The sequence below is a fragment of the Dyadobacter sp. CY327 genome, from assembly GCF_021390415.1.
Lineage (GTDB): Bacteria > Bacteroidota > Bacteroidia > Cytophagales > Spirosomataceae > Dyadobacter > Dyadobacter chenhuakuii.
This window is the reverse complement of record NZ_JAJUXJ010000007.1, coordinates 491,512-510,044: the sequence shown is the minus strand read 5'-3', so window position 1 is coordinate 510,044 and position 18,533 is coordinate 491,512. Positions and strand designations below refer to the sequence as shown.

Annotated in this window: 13 protein-coding genes; 7 read left to right on the top strand and 6 right to left on the bottom strand. The window is 48.7% G+C overall.

The annotated features are described in order from the left end of the window. Positions 1–102 precede the first annotated feature (102 nt). Entirely contained in the window at positions 103–1,428 is a 1,326-nt protein-coding gene (locus LZG74_RS18385; RefSeq protein WP_233797990.1) for a Gfo/Idh/MocA family protein, read from the bottom strand. Positions 1,429–1,568: 140 nt separating this feature from the next. On the opposite strand from LZG74_RS18385, the gene LZG74_RS18380 reads away from it, so the two are divergent. The 3 genes from LZG74_RS18380 (at position 1,569) to LZG74_RS18370 (ending at position 4,251) form a co-directional block, all read left to right on the top strand. Further along, positions 1,569–3,293, top strand: coding sequence for a M48 family metallopeptidase (locus LZG74_RS18380; protein ID WP_233797989.1), 1,725 nt, complete (start codon positions 1,569–1,571; stop codon positions 3,291–3,293). A gap of 255 nt (positions 3,294–3,548) precedes the next feature. Then, a complete protein-coding gene (locus LZG74_RS18375; protein WP_233797988.1) occupies positions 3,549–3,728 on the top strand; it encodes a hypothetical protein in 180 nt (59 codons plus the stop codon). Between the two features lie 220 nt (positions 3,729–3,948). After that, complete coding sequence (locus LZG74_RS18370) at positions 3,949–4,251, top strand: DUF6169 family protein (RefSeq protein WP_233797987.1); 303 nt, start codon at positions 3,949–3,951, stop codon at positions 4,249–4,251. Between the two features lie 33 nt (positions 4,252–4,284). Here LZG74_RS18370 and LZG74_RS18365 read toward each other — a convergent pair whose 3' ends face one another. The 5 genes from LZG74_RS18365 to nirB all read right to left on the bottom strand — a co-directional run bounded on the left by LZG74_RS18365 (position 4,285) and on the right by nirB (position 11,122). Continuing rightward, positions 4,285–5,652, bottom strand: coding sequence for a glycoside hydrolase family 140 protein (locus LZG74_RS18365; RefSeq protein ID WP_233797986.1), 1,368 nt, complete (start codon positions 5,650–5,652; stop codon positions 4,285–4,287). A gap of 56 nt (positions 5,653–5,708) precedes the next feature. Beyond that, positions 5,709–6,377, bottom strand: a complete 669-nt coding sequence (locus LZG74_RS18360; protein WP_233797985.1) for a response regulator transcription factor — start codon at positions 6,375–6,377, stop codon at positions 5,709–5,711. A gap of 27 nt (positions 6,378–6,404) precedes the next feature. Continuing rightward, positions 6,405–7,835, bottom strand: coding sequence for an ATP-binding protein (locus LZG74_RS18355; protein WP_233797984.1), 1,431 nt, complete (start codon positions 7,833–7,835; stop codon positions 6,405–6,407). A 4-nt stretch (positions 7,836–7,839) separates the two neighbouring features. After that, a complete protein-coding gene (gene nirD / locus LZG74_RS18350) occupies positions 7,840–8,187 on the bottom strand; it encodes a nitrite reductase small subunit NirD (protein ID WP_026631460.1) in 348 nt (115 codons plus the stop codon). A gap of 418 nt (positions 8,188–8,605) precedes the next feature. Beyond that, entirely contained in the window at positions 8,606–11,122 is a 2,517-nt protein-coding gene (nirB, locus tag LZG74_RS18345) for a nitrite reductase large subunit NirB (protein WP_233797983.1), read from the bottom strand. A 277-nt stretch (positions 11,123–11,399) separates the two neighbouring features. Here nirB and cobA point away from each other — a divergent pair, with 277 nt between their 5' ends. The 4 genes from cobA (at position 11,400) to LZG74_RS18325 (ending at position 18,531) form a co-directional block, all read left to right on the top strand. Then, positions 11,400–12,158 carry a uroporphyrinogen-III C-methyltransferase gene (gene cobA / locus LZG74_RS18340; RefSeq protein ID WP_233797982.1) on the top strand — a complete coding sequence of 253 codons (759 nt, stop codon included), beginning with the start codon at positions 11,400–11,402 and terminating at the stop codon, positions 12,156–12,158. A 32-nt stretch (positions 12,159–12,190) separates the two neighbouring features. Then, complete coding sequence (locus LZG74_RS18335) at positions 12,191–13,549, top strand: alginate export family protein (protein ID WP_233797981.1); 1,359 nt, start codon at positions 12,191–12,193, stop codon at positions 13,547–13,549. 35 nt (positions 13,550–13,584) lie between these two features. Continuing rightward, entirely contained in the window at positions 13,585–14,892 is a 1,308-nt protein-coding gene (locus LZG74_RS18330; protein ID WP_233797980.1) for an MFS transporter, read from the top strand. A gap of 120 nt (positions 14,893–15,012) precedes the next feature. Beyond that, positions 15,013–18,531 (top strand): nitrate reductase, encoded by a 3,519-nt coding sequence (locus tag LZG74_RS18325; RefSeq protein ID WP_233797979.1) that lies wholly within the window; start codon positions 15,013–15,015, stop codon positions 18,529–18,531. Positions 18,532–18,533 lie beyond the last annotated feature (2 nt).

Genomic DNA, 18,533 nt, shown 5'->3' with positions numbered 1-18,533 from the left:
ATAAACTGTCTGCCGGACCCGCAGTGCCTCGAAAGAATGTGGTGGATTGAGATCAGGCCGGAAAACGAAGTGCTTGACCGGCCTGATCTTGCTAAACAATGATTATCCCAACTCTGGCTCAGGCCCGTGCAATGCAGCATTGGTCTGGGTTGAGTTGATTTTCACAGGTTTGCCTTCGCGCGCAGACTTGTAAATCGCTTCCATGATAATATGATCCTGCAAGCCTTCTTCACCCGGTGTGAATGGCTTTTTGTTGTTGATCACACAGTCGGAAAAGTGATCCATCTCTGTTGCAAACTGGTTTACTTCCGCCATACCAATGTTTTGGTGCAGTTCTAAGCGGCCGTCGGCTTTGGCGCTGCTCAGGTCCTGGCCTTTGTAAGCGTAAGCTTTGTCCATATTCAGCCAGCCCTTCTCACACAGGACGCGATAGCGGCGGCTTTCGTGTACATTATAATGTGTGGTGCAATTTGCAATGATGCCATTGGAAAAGCGCATTTGCCATGACACAAATTCCTCAACCTCAGTGAATAGCGGGTTACCCGGGGTGCTGTACTGATATGCAAAAACTTCGGTTGGTTCTTCTCCCAGAATAAACCGGGTCGTGTTGAGGCAGTATAGGCCGATGTCCGGGAGAACGCCGCCGCCAGCGAGTTTTAGCTTGTGACGCCAGTGATCCGGGTTTGCGGTACTCTGGCAATTCGAAGCCTCAACCACTTTAACAGGTCCAAATTCCTTTTTCTGTAAAATTTCCCTCAATTTGCGGTTATGCGGCTGATATTGAATGCGGTATGCAACCATCAGTTTCACATTCGCTTTATTGCAGGCAGCAATCATTTCCTTACATTCTTCGGCAGTGTTGGCCATCGGTTTTTCGCACAAAATATGCTTTCCTGCCTTAGCGCCACGCACCACATATTCCTTATGCAAGCCATTTGGTAACACAATGTAAATGATGTCGACCTCCTTGTTGTTTTTCAGCTGATCATACGTTTCATAACTGTAACAGCTCTCTGTTTTGACTCCATATTGGGCAGCGACCTTTTTCATTTTTTCCGGACTTCCACTCACAAGTGCTGCCAGTTTCGATTTTTTGCACATTCCTAACACTGGTAGGATCTCTTCCAGAGACAAGTGACCCAATCCTACAACAGCATAACCCACGCGCTGATCAGGCGGAAGCGGCGTTGGTGTAGGCGCGCTTTGCTGGTCATATTGGGACTTCCACTTCTCTAAAACGATCGGATCTTCGGGCTTGGCAGGCACGCGCGCTGGCGGTGAAGTGGCTCTAAGCGGCGCTTGTGCAAAAGCGTCTTTTGAGCTTTGGATTGCCAATCCGCTCATAGCCCCGATGGCCGCATATCTGCCCGTTAATGTTAAGAAGCCCTTGCGCGAAATCGGCGGCTGGGCTGTTAATGGCTCTCTCATTTTCAGTTTGTTGATTGTTTTTCGAAAGCCTGATGAAGGCAATTATCATACCGCAGAGCCACAAAATGCCTGCCGGATTACCGAAAAAGAAATATTGGCTTTATATTTAAATGATCCGTCAGGCACATTAGCTACTTAAAATGAAAAATCTTTCCCTCTCTTTTTTATTGCTTCCCGTCATTGTGATAACAGCTCTGTTACTGCGTTTCAATGTATTTGAAGTTTTTAAAACCCAAATTCCGGAACAAACCAACATTGCCGTTTGCGGCGCTGTCAGCAGCTCGGAGGTGGAGGCAGCGGCCAACGGAAAGTTCATTTCAGCAATGCCCGGGTGGGGCAAATATTCATATCCGATCTCGACCAGGAATGATAGTGTCCAGTTCTATTTCGATCAGGGACTGACCATGTATTATAGTTACCATATGAAGGAATCGCTGGCATCTTTCCAGGAGGCAGCCCGGCTCGAACCGACGTGTGCAATGGCGTACTGGGGACAGGCGCTGGCGATGGGGCCATATTATAATGCTGCGCATTTGTATAAAAAACCAGAGGGCATTCCGGCGGTTTTAGAGCAAATGAATCAGTTTGCAGCCAGCACAACAAAGAAAGAACAGGCACTGATCGCTGTCATGAACCAGCGCTATTCAGCGGATGCGTCTGATGCAGACAGAAAAGCCCTTAACATTGCCTATGCGCAAAAAACGCGCGGGTTGCTATCTCAATTTCCGGAAGATCAGGACATTAAAATGCTTTTCGTGGATGCGGTGATGCTCATACACGCGTGGGATTTTTGGAATAATGATGGTACACCCAAAGCCTGGACCAGTGAAGTCGTTACTCTGAGTGAACAGGTTTTGCAGGAAAACCCCAATCATCCTGCTGCATTGCATTACCACATTCATCTAACAGAAGCTTCGCGGCACCCGGAAATGGCGCTTCCCAATGCGGATAAATTGAGGGATCAGCTGCCCGGCGTGGCACATATGGTGCATATGTCGAGTCACGAATATGAGCGAAATGGTTATTTCCTTAAAGGCGTGGATGTGAATGATCGTGCGGACGCAGCCTTGCTTCAATATGATTCCCTTGCCAAAAACCTCAATCTCGTAAAACACAGTCCGCATTATTTTGCTGTGCAAACCTATTGCGCCATGAGCGCCGGCTTGTATAAAACGGGCATGCATGCGGCAAACAGGTTAAGGAAATCGGTAGCGCCGACATACGAAAGTCCATACGATCAATATCTCTTCATGCTCCCTGAACTTACATTGGTAAGGCTGGGAAAATGGGATGAAATCCTGAAAGACACCACCAAACTGGATCCTAAATGGACATACGCTGGTCTGCTCCGCAACTTCGCAAGAGGAATGGCCCTTGTAAATACCGGCGCTGCCGACAAGGCGAAATCGGAATTAAAGTCACTTCTGGAAAAAGCAAAAGATCCGATCCTGACCAAAAGACGCATTCCCTTTAACGCATTTACACCCATCGCAAACATTGCCGGAGAAATCCTGACAGCCGCCATTGCATTTGAAAACAAAAATTATGACGAAACGATCGCCAGCCTCAACAAGGCAATTGGGATTGAAGATGGCCTCATCTACACGGAGCCCAACGATTGGCCGATTCCAGCGCGGCAGTTTTTAGGTGCTTATTTATTGAAGATGAACAAACCAGCCGTTGCTGAGAAAATTTACAGGGAAGATCTGATATGGAATCCCGGAAACGGCTGGTCAGCCATCGGTTTATCCCAAAGCCTCAAAGCCCAAAAGAAAACGAAGGATCTGGCCAAAATCGAGAGTGGTTACAAGCAATCATTTTCCGCCGCCGAACGACTGCCGACAGGCTCTGTGTTCCTGCGGTGATTTTCACGACGAAAGTCCGGCTCCCGTGTGGTGCATATTCCGCGGAGCGCTCCCCCGTCAGCTGCACCGCTGATGGCGGAAAGTTTTCTTCCCGCAGCTGTTCCATTGCACCCGGATGTGTCTGAAAGTTTCGCTTGTACCGTTTATTCATTGAACCTCACCGTTAGGACAATGGCCTTGTTATATTTTGTTTTAAACAATTTTTTGGGTAAAATTTGTTACTAAATCATCATTACTCATCTTAAATAATATGCAATGAGACAGTCAGCTGAGAAGAAAGTGGCAGAAGTTGCTGATGGTATGCAGAAGGCGGGTAAGTCGAGCCTTTTTCAAAAAATGCTTGACGACCAACGAGCCGTCTCAGACTATTTTCAGGGGAAGGTAACGATTGAAGAAATAAATGCGCGAGGAATTAAATTGGTTAAACCCTTATAAGATTGTCAGACAGAGTCCTGAACGATATTCCTTCGTTACCAAATGCAACATAGTTTACATTGCATACTTTACAAATTCCAAAGGTTACTTCAACGCACATCCCGAATTCAACGACGATATATTAGGCTTCACATTTCCACCCACGGGTGAAAAGCGTGAAGCTTTATATTTGGGAGTCAGTGTATCCAAGATATTATCTCAAAGCAATGACAAAAGAATCATGGAAACTGTTTTAGCGATTCTAATTGAGTTTTTTAACAAGAATACAAACAAATCTATTGTTATCATCTGCGAGTCTGCCGACAACCTGGCTAAATGCAGAAACAGACTGTTTGATCAATGGTATCGAAAAATAAGCAAACTATCTGCTAATCAAGTCAAGAAATACGACCTGACCATTACGGAAGAAGGTTATGCTTCGCTTTTAGTTCATTGCAAAAATCAATTTCATAATGACATAAGGGATGCATTCTTTGACATTCCAAACAGGCTAGCCGAGAAAGATCCTCCGGCAATTCATTGAAAGACTACTATAATGCTTATTTGTACAGCAAGCTTACGGCATCTTGTAATTTTTGGAAGCATCGTCTAGAACAAGAATCCAATCCTGTCCGTAACCCGAAGTCGGCGGCGTGTATTGCTTTACTGCTTTGGCGTCCACTTTTCCAATGTCTTTGGTTTTGCCGTTTCGTGGATCGAACCAGAACGCATTGAGCTGACTGCCTGAGATTTTGCCGGGATTTACGGAGAATGATTTGCCTGTTGATGTATAAATGAAAATGAAGTCCGCACCGCGCGTCGCCTGGATTCTTTCGTAGGAAGCCAAATCATTTTCAACCACAATGGATTGATCCGGAACGCGGTCCAGGATGGGACGTGATTCCATGAGCTTGCGAACAAATTGCATTTCCTTCGCGCCTGGCAAGTCCATCGCTTGTTGCCAGTAAATGTGCGGGCCATTTACCGCTTCGCGGTTCGGTGCATACATTTGCCAAATATCGTGGCAGCCATACGTATGGCCGAAAGCGCCTGAGAAAAGATCCAGATACGCTGCTTTTCTTACGTCATAAGCATTGGAAGTGCCTAGCTCGTTGGCATTGAAACAAACGGGATGGTCTTCGTAAATCGGCTCTGCGTCCAGCACGGGTTTGGTAGGCTTGCGGTCGTATGCTCTTTTTATATTGTCATAAACGGCTGCATCCCGGCAATGACCATTCTGAAACATATTGAAATCCAGCCATTGATCATCATGAAACCATTCGCCCGATCCTTCTTTATTAGGCTGCGGATGAAAGGTCATCATCGCATTATCCTTCCCTCCCACGCCCGCAACGACGCCAGCAGCCATCGCCCGCCAAACGCCTACATCATCCACGTCTTTTCTAGGCGTGCGGTCGCCGCCCAGGACCCAGATGATGTTTTTGCGGTTTTTATAGCGGTTACCCAGCCATTTACCATAAGCCTCAGCATTGGTTTTATTGAAAACTTCCGGCCCTTTTCCCCAGGTTGATTTAAAAACTTTATCGCCCCAGGTGGGCAAAAAAGCAATGGTTAAACCCAGCTCCGCGGCTTTGTCGATGATAAAATCAACATGCTTGAAATAAGCTTCATTGGGCTTGGTAGGATCATTATCGATCAATGGTTTGTCACCGTAAGTGTTAGGCACATTCAATCCGTCGAATTCCGCCAGCGCGACGGCCTGGATGACCGTAAATCCTTGTCCGGCACGTTTTTGCAGATAATAGGTAGCATCCTCACGGTCGAGGCGGTGAAAGAGTTCCCATGCCGTATCGCCCATCCAGAAAAACGGCTTGCCGTCCTTTAATAAGTAACGCTGGTTGGGGCTTACCTTAAACGACTGCGCCACAGCGTTAGAACCGATAATCGTAAGCAAAAGGGCGTAACAAAGGCTGCGAAAGCTCATGGATAGTTGAAACATTTTACATTTATAATGATACAAATGTAAAAAAAGGAAGCAAACTAATTCCCCCGCAAAGCCAGACTAATCAACTCCGCTGTGTTTTTTACATTCGCCTTCTTCATAATGCTCGCGCGCTGGTTCGCAACGGTGTTGGAACTGATGTCGAACTTCTCGGCAATGTCTTTGCTGCTCATGCCTTCGGTGAGGCATTTCAGGATCTGTTGCTCACGGGGCGTGATCATTTTCCAGATCGACTTATCATTGTCTGCTTCGAGCTCGACTTTGGGCTCGGGATTTCTGGCAATTTGTTTCAATAAATTTTTGATGATCACCGACGAAGCATAGGGAGGAAAATAGAGCTCACCTTTGGCAATACTGCGGATCGCTTTGAGCATTTCGTCGCGGCTTGTGTCTTTTTGCAAATAGCCCGCAGCGCCGCTGGTGGCGGCTGAGATCATGTAATCCGCATTGTTGTGCATGCTGAAAACCAGGATCCGGACATTCGAAAACGCAGGCGCGATCTGCTTAATGACTTCAATGCCTGACATTTTCGGCATGGTGAGGTCGAGCAAGATCACATCCGGGCTCACCTGCTCGATCATATCCCAAACCTCGTCCCCATCCGCCGCTTCACCCGCTATCAGCAGGTCCTCCTCGTCTTCAAGCAGGGTTATAATGCCTTGTCTTACAACTGAATGGTCGTCAACGACCAGGATCCGGATGGGCATGCAGGTGTGTTTTTTTGGATTGATAATTTAAAGATCCACCCGCACGATGAGCTGTGTTCCGCTGTCGACTTCGGAGACGATCTCCATTTCGCCATTCAGCAGCTGGGTTCGGGTTCGGATATTTTCCATGCCGTTTCGGGTCAGGAAAATGCCGTCTTCTGATTTCAAATTACTAATTAAAAATCCTTTTCCGTCATCCGCGATTTCCAAAACAATCCGATTCTTATTTTGTTCCAATTTAATCTTGATCTTATCCGCATTGGCATGCTTAACCGCATTATTTAACGCTTCCTGTGAGATCCTATAGAGCCCTATTTCGGTGGGACGGCCCATTTCAACACGCTTTTGCGCATCGCCGTCAAACTCTATTTCGATCCCCGAGAGCTCGGCAGTTTGCTCGCATAGCAGGCGCAATGCGGCGCTTAACCCAAAATCACTCAATACGGAAGGCATCAAATTGAACGAAATCTGCCGTGTGGTTTGGATAATGTCCTGAATCAATGTCACCAGCTGTTCGAAACGCTTTTGGTTTTTCTCGTCATGAAACTGGACGGATTTCAGCTTTTCTGCGTGCAGTTTCAGGCCGGTGAGCATCTGGCCGATGCCGTCGTGCAGTTCCAGTGCAAAGCGCTTTCGTTCCTCCTCCTGCCCTTCGATCAAGGCGCTGGCGCGGATGCGATCTTCGGCCAGTTGCAGCTCGTATTTCTCTTCTTCCACACGCAGCAATTCGTTCTGCGCTTCCATGAGCTGGTGATTCGCTTCTTTCAGTTTCTGGTTCGAAAGCTGCAATGCATTTTCTGATTCGGTCAGCATTCGCACGACGCGCCTGGTGGTGTTTACAACTGGCCTGAAAATCAGCAACCCTTCTGCAAAAAGCACGAGGATGGTCATAATGTCCAGGATCCATTCAATGCGTTCGAGGTTTTCGAGTCTTTGAAAACTTTCTTTATCAAACTGAAAAACGATCTTATCCATTTTGGCAAGAAACAATGGTTCCTTATCCAGAATGAGGTTCAGTGCCTCAGCTTTTGCCGACGCGGGCACTTCTGAATCATTAACCAATGAAAAATTGGTATAAATGCTGTCAAAAATGGGCGTCAGATCCAGAAACATCGAGTCTAGTGCAGCGCTTTTCCAGGTTACCAGCCCATTTTCAACGGGTAATTTCTTGTTGGCGAGATTCTCGTGACTTTCTTTCCAAATCGTTAAAAGCGAATCGAACTGAGCGGAGTCGCTGTGCTTCATCTGCCCGACATTCAGGATCGCAAGTTTGGTCAGCCGCTGGCTCAGCATCCGCTGCCTTCCGGCTACATTTACCATGCGGCTGTCATGGTTCAGGTTATTGATAGTCCTTCTGATCAAAAATAAACCGCTGATTGTCAGCATCGCCACCACGCACAATGCTACAATGTAAAACCGCGTCAGACTGCTTGCTACGCTCTTATCGAGTCTCTCCATTCGCTCATATTCCGATGTAAACGAGGTTTTCTTTCACCATCACCGGAAAGGTATTGATTTTATAGGAATCATCATTGAGACACTGCCCGCTTTGCAATGAAAAGGTTTTTTTGTGAAAAGGGCAGGCCACTTTCGGCTCCCCCTCATGGCTCCCGATCATCCCCCGCGACACGGCCATCTGCTGGCGGTGCGGACATTGGTTATCCGTTGCATACCATTCACCGCGACGGGCAAAGTTGAAAATCGCAATCTGTTTCCCATCAATCAGCGCGCACCCGCCGCCATCTTCCGGAATGTCGTTGACGTGGCAGGCAATGTGCCAGGTTACTTTCGTTTGTGTTGTTGTTTCCATTGGGGTTGTAAGTTAGCGTTGTGATCCCCGGGCTGAAGCCCGGGGTTAAATATGTACTGCCGGTGACCCGGCTTGGCATTTCTCTTTTATCAGCCCCGGGCTTCAGCCCGGGGCTGGGGATTGGCCGCCGCGATGCGGCTCACTAGCCAGATGCCAAGCCGGGTCACCGGCGATCCATACCCTCGCCAGGGATTTTAATCCCTGGAAAAAAAAGCCAGAGCTGGCCAAAGCTTTGCTTTATTTTTATTCTCTCTATTCTCTTTCTCTTTGGATCCCCAGGCTGAAGCCTGGGGCAAAGAATCGACCGCCGCGATGCGGCTTACTAGCAGGATGCCTAGCCGGATCACCGGCGATCCATATCCTCGCCAGGGATTTCAATCCCTGGAAAAGAAAGCCAGAATTAGCCAATCCCAGCCAGCTAAGCCCATTCTTTGGCCCGTTTCTGGTCTCTCATAGTTTCAAAAGCAATCGAAGGATCTTTCACAGGTGCATTCACAAAATGCGAGAAGCGTTTTCTCAGCTCTGGATTTTGAACCACTTCTTTCCACTCGCATTGATACACGTCGATGAGCTTTTGCATATCCGATTCCAGTTCCGCCGCGATGCCCAGAACATCATCCACCACCACCGCTTTGAGGTAAGACATGCCGCCTTCCATCTTGTTCAGCCAGGTAGCAGTGCGGGTGAGTGGATCAGCCGTTTTGATATAAAACATTAAGAACCGGTCGATTAACTTCAAACAAGTTTCCTTATCCGCATCCGTCGCGAGGAGTTGCGCGTGCTGCGGCTTGGAACCTCCGTTGCCGCAGACGTATAAATTCCAGCCTTTCTCCGTAGCGATGATGCCAAAATCCTTGCTCTGCGCCTCCGCACATTCCCGCACACAACCCGAAACCGCCGATTTTAGCTTATGCGGCGAACGCAAACCTTTATATCGATCCTCCACTTCAATAGCAAATGTTACCGAATCCTGCACCCCAAACCGGCACCACGTCGACCCTACGCAGCTTTTCACCGTTCTCAACGATTTGCCATAAGCATGACCGCTTTCAAATCCGGCATCGATGAGCTGCTCCCAGATATCCGGCAGATCATTCAAATGCGCACCGAACAAATCAATCCGCTGTCCGCCCGTAATTTTTGTATATAAATTATATTGCTGCGCCACCTGGCCGATAATGATCAGTTTTTCTGGCGTTATCTCTCCGCCCGGAATCCGCGGCACGACCGAGTAAGTTCCTCCTTTTTGAATGTTGGCCAGGTAACGATCATTCGAATCCTGGATCGTCGCGCGGTCTTTTTGCAAAATATTTTCATTCCAAAGGCTTGCTAAAAGAGAGGCCACAAGCGGCTTGCAAACCTCACACCCATCCCCTTTTCCAAATTCATCCAACACCGCACCGTACGTTTTGGCACCATTCATTTTGACCAGATCCAGCAATTCCTGCCGCGAGTAATCGAAATGCTCGCACACCACATTGCGGACGTAAATGCCATTCTGCTTCATCACGCCTGAAATGATGTCTTTTACCATCGGCACGCAGCCACCGCATCCCGTTCCGGCTTTGCAGGATTTTCTCAAAGCGTCCATCGTGTGGTTGCCTTTTTCGCTCACTTCATGGCAGATCATGCCTTTGGTAACCGCCTCGCAGGAGCAGATCAGCGCGTCGTCGGGGAAGCCCATCACGCCTGCGCCTGCCTCTTCGCCCCCACGCGAGCCCAGGATCAGATCTTCGGAATCTGGTGGCAGAATGGTCTTGCTTTTACACGTTTGCAAAAGCATATTATATTGTTCGGCATCGCCAACGAGGATGCCGCCAAGCAAGGTTTTACCATCTGGACTCACATTAATGCGCTTGTAAATGCCTTTCGCTTTGTTTTCGTAACGAATGGTTTTACAAGCCGGCTCTTCGATAAACGGATCACCAAAACTCGCCACGTCCGTCCCGATCAGCTTTAATTTGGTAGACATATCATAGGGCAAAAACTCCTTTTCACCGCCCAGAAGCAATGTTGCCACCACTTCGGCCATTTCATAACCTGGTGCAATGAGCCCGTAAATCATATAGTGCGCCAATGCACATTCGCCTATCGCAAAAATGTTCGGGTCAGAAGTTTGCAGCTGGTTGTTTACGACGATGCCGCCTCTTGGATGCGTTTCCAATCCTGCAATTTTGGCCAGCTCATCACGCGGCCGGATGCCCGCAGAAATGACCAGCATATCCACATCGAGCAAAGTGTTATCATTGAACTGCATCCCTTCTATGCAATCACCGCCCACAATCTCCTGCGTGCTTTTTGCTAGATGAATCTGTAATCCCAATGATTCAAGCTGGCTTTGCAGAATGCGCGAACCGGCGTCGTCAATCTGCCGGGGCATCAACCGCGAAGCAAATTCCACCACATGCGCTTCCTCTAATCCTAAATCCAGCAACGCCTTCGCCGCTTCCAGTCCCAGCAATCCGCCGCCGAGCACCGCGCCTTTTCTTGCCTTGCGGGCATAGGACTGTATCAGTTCCAGATCTTCGATGGTCCGATACACAAACACCCCGTCTTTCTCCACACCCGGAATAGAAGGAACGAATGCGCCGGAGCCGGTGGCCATGATCAGATAGTCATAGTGTACTATGTGTCCATGGTGTGATCTTACCAGCTTTTCGTCGCGGTCAATGTCCACCACCGGATCGGAAAGGAAGAGCCGGATCCCGTTGTCCGCATACCAATCTGCACTTGCCAGGGTGAGATCGTCGGCTGTTTTGCCAGCGAAATATTCACTCAAATGCACGCGATCGTACGCCACACGCGGTTCTTCACCAAAAACAGTGAGCGTAATCTGCTGATCACTTTTTTTTCTGGCGAGCAACTTTTCACAGAATTTGTAGCCTACCATACCATTGCCTATCACAACAATATGGGTGTTTGTTATTGCATTCATAGTAAATAGTAACTATTAATTTGTGAAAACATTATTATTATATTGTATTATTTCAATATTTGAGCTTAATTTCTTCGTATTTGACAGAACAAACATAAATCGCATTTTATGCATTTCCTAATTTTATATTCGCATTTATAGCTAAAAAGAAACATAATTATTGGCAAAAGCATTGTTTTATAAAATATTGATCCTAATTTTGAACCAACAAATGATATAGTTACAAAATACTATATATAGTACATTTCTAATATTCACTCTATTATATATATAAGAGATGGAAGCAAGACTAACACTTGTAGGCGCCGGACCTGGCAACGGAGAACTGATCACATTGAAAGGGATCAGGGCGATAAAAGCAGCAGATGTGGTTCTTTATGATGAGCTGGCCAATGTGGAGATCCTCGACTTTGCTCCTGCTCATGCATTGAAAATGTATGTGGGAAAAAAAGTAGGTAACCCCTCTTTTTCCCAGGAAGAAATCAACGGCCTGATCGTGCGCCTGGCCCGCAAACGCGGACATGTCGTTCGGTTGAAAGGCGGCGACTCATTTGTATTCGGTCGCGGACATGAAGAAATGGAATATGCGCGGGAGCATGGCGTGGCCAGCGAAGTGGTCCCCGGCGTTTCGAGCTGCATCGCGGTTCCGGCTTCGATGGAAATTCCGGTGACGCGTCGTGGCGTGAGCGAGAGTTTTTGGGTAATCACAGGCACTACGCAAAATGGTGAACTATCAGAAGATCTGCGCCTTGCAGCCCAATCCAAAGCGACGGTGATCGTGCTGATGGGACTGAGCAAGGTGAATGAAATATGTGCACTATACAAACACTTCGGGCGCGGACATTTGCCGATGGCGGTGATCCAGAATGGCACGCGCTCCGATGAAAAGAGCGTGATGGGACAGGTTTGGGAAATCCCGCGCCTTGTGAAAGAAAATAACATCGGCACGCCCGCCATCATGATCCTGGGCGACGTGGTGGCTTTGCATCCGTCGTACGCGATGGAATATCTGCAAAGCATGCATTTGGTTTCCTGAAATACCGGCTTACGCAACTAACCTTTCACTCCATGAAAACAAATTTCTACTTCCTAATGCTCTTTGCAGCAGGTTTTTGCCTGCTCTGTTCGCCTCGTGCGCACGCGCAGTTCAGCCTTTCGGGCCAGTTGCGGACGCGCTCGGAGCTGCTGCACGGACAAGGTTCACCCCTGTCCAAAACGGATAAGCCCGCGTTTTTTACTTCGCAAAGAACCCGGCTGAATGCAGGCTACAAAGGTTACAGAACGCAATTTTTCGTTGCCGTTCAGGATGTGCGTGTTTGGGGACAGGATGCCTCTACCAACAACCGCATTACTACTCCGGCGCTGAATGGGTTAATGTTGCACGAAGCCTGGGGCGAAATCAGTTTGCTGGATACGAATCAGACCAAGCTGGGGAAAGAATTTGCGTTAAAGATCGGACGGCAGGAATTGCTCTATGACGACAGCCGACTGCTGGGAAATCTGGATTGGCTACAACAGGCTCGCCGCCACGATGCAGCATTATTGAAATACGGATTCAACGGATTCGCCGCGCACATCGGTGTTGCGTATAACCAAAACCGTGAGCTTCGCACAGGCACATTATATGATGGTGTTCCCGATGGTTATGCGGCCGGAACGAATGGAAACGGCACGATGTACAAATCGATGCAGTTCGCTTATTTAGGTAAAAAATTAAAACAAGGAAATGTCTCCTTCCTCGTCCTGAAAGATGATTTTCAGAAATATGCATTGGATACGGCAGGTGTGAGAACTGTCAAAAACGGCACAAACAAACGCGTAACATTCGGTCCTTACCTGCAAACAAAACTCGGCAAAGCCTGGAATCTCACGGCCAGCGCGTATTACCAGGCCGGAAAAGACAAGGATGGCAAATCGCTGAATGCGTATATCTATTCCGTGCGCGGTTCATACGCAGCGAGTTCCATCTTTTCCATTGGTCCGGGCTTCGATTACACTTCCGGGACTACGAACGGTTCACGCAAAAACAGCACATTTGATCCACTATACGGCACGCCGCACAAGTTTTGGGGGCAAATGGATTACTTCTATGCGGCCAACGGCTTCGGCAAAGGCGGACTGGCCGATTTTTACATAAACAGTGTGATCATGGCTTCCGAAAAGCTGTCTATTGCCATTGATTTGCACCAATTTTCGAGCGCGGCCAACATTCGCAATGCAAAAGACGAAAAGCTTTCGGCCAATTTCGGGGAAGAGCTCGACATCATTGCCACTTATAATCTCACCAAAACCATCAGCTTCCAGGGCGGTTACTGCACATTCCTGCCCACCAGCAGTTTAGCGCAAGTGAAAGCCGTAAAAGATCCGCAGAAAATGGCAAACTGGGCTTATCTGATGATCAATATCAAGCCTGAATTTTTGAAATAAGCATTCCAAAACAACTATTAAAACTCCTATTTACTATGGAAACGACTAACAAGCCGCTTGAAAAGTTGCATATTTTCAGTTTCAAAGGCGTTCAGATGCGCACTTTCCACCTTACGTGGATGGCCTTTTTCCTTTGCTTTTTCGGCTGGTTCGGACTCGCGCCGTTGATGACCGTGGTGAAAACGGACCTAGGCTTAACAAAAGGTCAGATCGGTAACATTATCATCGCGTCCGTGGCCGCAACTGTCGTAGCGCGCATTGCCATTGGAAAGCTGTGCGACACCTGGGGGCCGCGCAAAACGTACGCCGCATTGATGGGCATTTGCTCAATTCCCGTGATGACCGTTGGCCTGGTGCATTCCTATGAAGGGTTTTTGTTGTTCCGGCTCGCGATCGGTGTGATTGGCGCGTCGTTTGTGATCACGCAATATCACACGTCTGTCATGTTTGATAAAAAAATCGTCGGCACGGCCAATGCGGTGGCGGGCGGCTGGGGTAACCTGGGCGGCGGCATTACAAACATGGTGATGCCATTGGTTTTCGCAGGTTTTGTAAGCATGGGTTACCTGCCCGAATCGGCTTGGAGAATCGCAATGGTGATTCCGGGCGTGCTGCTTTTCGTTTTTGCTTTTGTCTATTACCGTTTTACCAAAGACACCCCTGCCGGTAACTTCGAAGATTTGGAGATAACTAATCCTAAGGCCGTTAAGACGAAAGGAACATTGAAACTGGCGATGAAAGATCCAAGAACCTGGGCGCTTTTCCTGGCATACGGAGCTTGTTTTGGCATAGAAATCACCTTCGACAATGTAGCTGCGCTTTACTTTTTTGAAAACTTTGAAACCTCACTGGCAACCGCCGGGATCCTGGCAGGAACATTCGGTTTTATGAACATTTTTGCGAGAGCGGTTGGTGGGATTGTGGCGGATAAAGTTGGAAATAAATACGGCATGATCGGCAAGGGAAAGCTGCTGGCGCTTTTGCTGGCCTGCGAAGGAATCGGCATAGCATTGTTTGCCCAAAGCGGCAGCATTGTAGCGGCGGTGGTTACCATGCTTTGTTTCGCGATGTTTTTAAAAATGGCCAATGGCGTTACTTATGCGATTGTGCCTTTTATTAATCAAAAAGCGATCGGTTCGGTGAGTGGCATCGTGGGTGCGGGCGGCAATGTGGGTGCTGTTTTAGCAGGATTTCTTTTCAAATCCAGCGACATCACTTACTCAGAAGCATTCATGTACATAGGCGTTGCGATTGCCTGCATCGCAGCTGTGGTGGCGCTCATTAATTTTGATAAAACGAGAAGCGTCGTTACAGAAGGGGCGCTGGAACCGGCAGAAGCATAGTGGTAGTATGCCCCCACCCCCTGAAGGGGGCTTTTTTTACTATTTCGGTAAACTGTAAGCCCCTTTAGGGGTTGGGGCCCCAAAGCACTACGCTCAAAATTCAACTGCTAACTATCACCTATGAAAACATTCAAATCAACTTGCTGTTACTGCGGCGTGGGCTGTGGGGTTGTGGTTACGAAAGAGGGGAACGGGCAACTGAGCTTGGAGGGCGATAAGGAGCATCCGTCTAACAAGGGCATGTTGTGTTCCAAGGGCATGAACCTGCATTACACGGTAATGGACCAATCGGACCGGCTGCTGTATCCACAAATGCGGCTTAACCGCTCGATGCCGATGCAGCGTGTGAGCTGGGACGATGCTTTGGAGCGGACGGCTGCGGTTTTTAAGGCATTAATCAAAAAATTCGGTCCGGATTCGGTGGCGTTCTATGTGTCGGGGCAATGTCTTACGGAAGAGTATTATCTGGTTAATAAGCTGATTAAGGGCTTCATAGGCTCGAATAATATCGATACCAACTCACGGCTTTGCATGAGCTCGGCCGTGGTGGGTTATAAGCTGGCACTGGGCGAGGACAGCGTGCCGGTTTGCTATGACGACATCGAGGCGGCCGATGTCATTTATGTGACCGGCGCTAATCCAGCCTGGTGCCATCCCATTATCTGGCGCCGTGTAGAGGCGCATAAGGCGGCCAATCCTGATGTGAAAATCATCTGCGTCGATCCCCGCAAAACCGACACTTCCCGCTCCTCTGATCTGCATCTGCAGATCGCGCCGGGAACCGACACTGTGCTTAATAACGCCATTGGCAGGATATTAATCGAGCAAAATTACATTGATCAGACGTTCATGGCCGAACATACGGACGGTTTCTCAGACTTCCGGGAAAAGGTCATGCAGCGCACGATCGCCGAAGCCGCCGAACTTTGTGGAATTAATGCAGATGACATCTACACAGTCGCGGGATGGATTGGCCGGTCGAAAGGATTTTTATCGTTCTGGACAATGGGGCTGAACCAGTCGGTGATTGGGGTAAATAAAAACCTATCGCTCATTAACCTGCATCTGATCACTGGCAAAATTGGCAAACCCGGAAATGGTCCTTTTTCACTTACCGGTCAACCTAATGCCATGGGCGGACGCGAAACGGGCGGACTAGCCAACATTCTTCCGGGACACCGCGAAATTTTGAACGCCGAACATCGCGCCGAGATGGAGCAATTCTGGAACACGCCCGTAAAAATCGCCAACAAACCCGGCCTGACAGCCACGGAAATGTTCGAAGCGCTGGCCGATGACAAGCTCAAAGCCATCTGGATTATTAATACTAACCCGCTCGTGAGCATGCCTGACATGAATGTTGCCGAAGCCGCGCTGAACAAGTCGCGTTTTGTGGTGGTGCAGGATGTCTCCAATCGCGCGGACACCGTGAAATTTGCCGATGTAGTGCTTCCCGCCGCTGCCTGGCTCGAAAAAGAAGGCACGATGACCAATGCAGAAAGGCGCATTACGCATTTGCCCAAAGCCATCGACGCACCCGGCGAAGCATTGCCGGATGCAGAAATCATCTGGCGTTTTGCAGCCAAAATGGGCTTTGGCGATGCATTTAATTACAAAAACACTTCCGAAGTCTACGACGAATACACATCCTGCACCGCCGGGACAAGCATTGACGTAACAGGCGTCAACTACACGCTTTTGAAAACAAACAGAAGCATCCAATGGCCCCTAACAAAATATGAAAACAACACCAACACACCAATAACCGGCACAAAAAGACTCTTCACAGACCACCAATTCCACACCAAAAACAAAAAAGCCCAGATCCACTCCGTCCCCGACGAAAACACCAGCGAACCCACCAACGAAGACTTCCCGTTGGTTTTAACCACCGGAAGAATCCGAGACCAGTGGCATACCATGACCAAAACGGGTCGCGTTGCCAAACTGAACCAACACACACCACAACCTTTTTTACAACTCCATCCCGAAGACGCAAAAAACCGAAACATTAAAGAAGGTCAATTAGCCGTAATCCAAAGCCGCCGAGGCGAAGTTCGGGTAAAGGTCAACATTACCGAAGACGTAAGGCCCGGCCTGTGTTTTTTACCTATGCATTGGGGCAAAATCCTGGGCAGCAACCTGGCTCGCGCCAATAACCTGACCAATAATCTGGTCGACCCGAAATCCAAAGAACCCGATTTCAAGTTTTCTGCTGTGCAGGTTTCTTTGTATAAAAAACCTGTTGAAAAGATCATTATCATCGGCGCTGGCTCAGCCGGGCTGGGCTTTATCAACTCCTATCGTGCTTTAAATCAGGAAGATGAGATCCATGTTTTTTCCAAAGAAATTTATCCATTCTACAACCGCGTGATGCTGCCCGATTACATCAGCGGTGTGCAGCAGTGGGAACAGTTAGTGAAATTGCGCGAGGATCAGTTTGAGGAAAACAACATTATCGTCCACAAAGGCATTTCCATTGCGCACATTGACCGGAACAACAAAACCGTGGTCGATTCCAACGGCCACGAACACACTTACGACAAGCTGATCCTGGGCATGGGCAGCAAGGCTTTTATGCCCAAAGGCGTCCCCGACCTGCCGGGTATTTTCAATATGCGTTCGCGGCTGGATGCGGATTCATTGCTCCCTTTTCTGAAACAGCCTGAGCCGCACGCGGTGATTGTCGGAGGGGGGATTTTGGGCCTTGAACTCGCTGCATCTTTTCGGGAAATGAATGTAAAAGTGAGCGTGATACAGCGCAGCGGCCGTTTCATGGAACGCCAGCTCGATCCGCTGGCGAGCGAATTGCTGTATCAGGAATTAGCGGAGCGCGGCATTGAAATTTACTTCAATGACGAGGTTGCGACATTCAGCGGTCAGGAAAAAGTAGATGGCATCCGCCTGAAATCGGGCCGGAAGATTGCTTGCGATGTCGTGGTGCTGGCGATTGGAACGGTGCCCGTGATCGGGCTCGCGCAACAGGCGGGACTGGATTGCAAGCGCGGCGTGGTGGTGAATGATTATCTGCAAACTTCCGATCCTGACATTTACGCGGCGGGCGAAATCGCCGAATGGAACGGGCAAATGTGGGGCATTACGCTGGCGGCCGAGCAGCAAGCCGAGGTCATCGCCAAATACATGGCTGGCGACATTTCGCAGCCATACAAAGGCAGCACATCCATGAACATCCTGAAAATGGAAGGGTTACAGCTTTGCAGCATCGGCCTTACCGACGTCCCGAACAACGATCCGGCTTACGAGCAGATCGTTTTTATAGACAAATCCAAACGTTATTATAAGAAATGCATCGTCCACCGCGACAAGCTGGTGGGAGCCATTCTGATTGGGGATAAAAATGAGTTTTTGGAATACAGGGATCTGATATCCAATTCGATAGAACTTTCTGATAAGCGTCTGCAACTATTGCGGGCGAGCCAGAAAGTGGAGCCTTTGGAAGGAAAGCTGGTGTGCTCCTGCAATAATGTGGGCCAGGGAAATCTGGAACGCGCAATTGCAGGCGGATGCAGTGATTTCCAGTCGCTATGCCAGCGCACGGGTGCGGGAACGGGCTGCGGCTCATGCCGGCCGGAAGTAAGGAGTATTTTGGAAAAAGTTGCAGAAGCAACATTGGTTTAAAC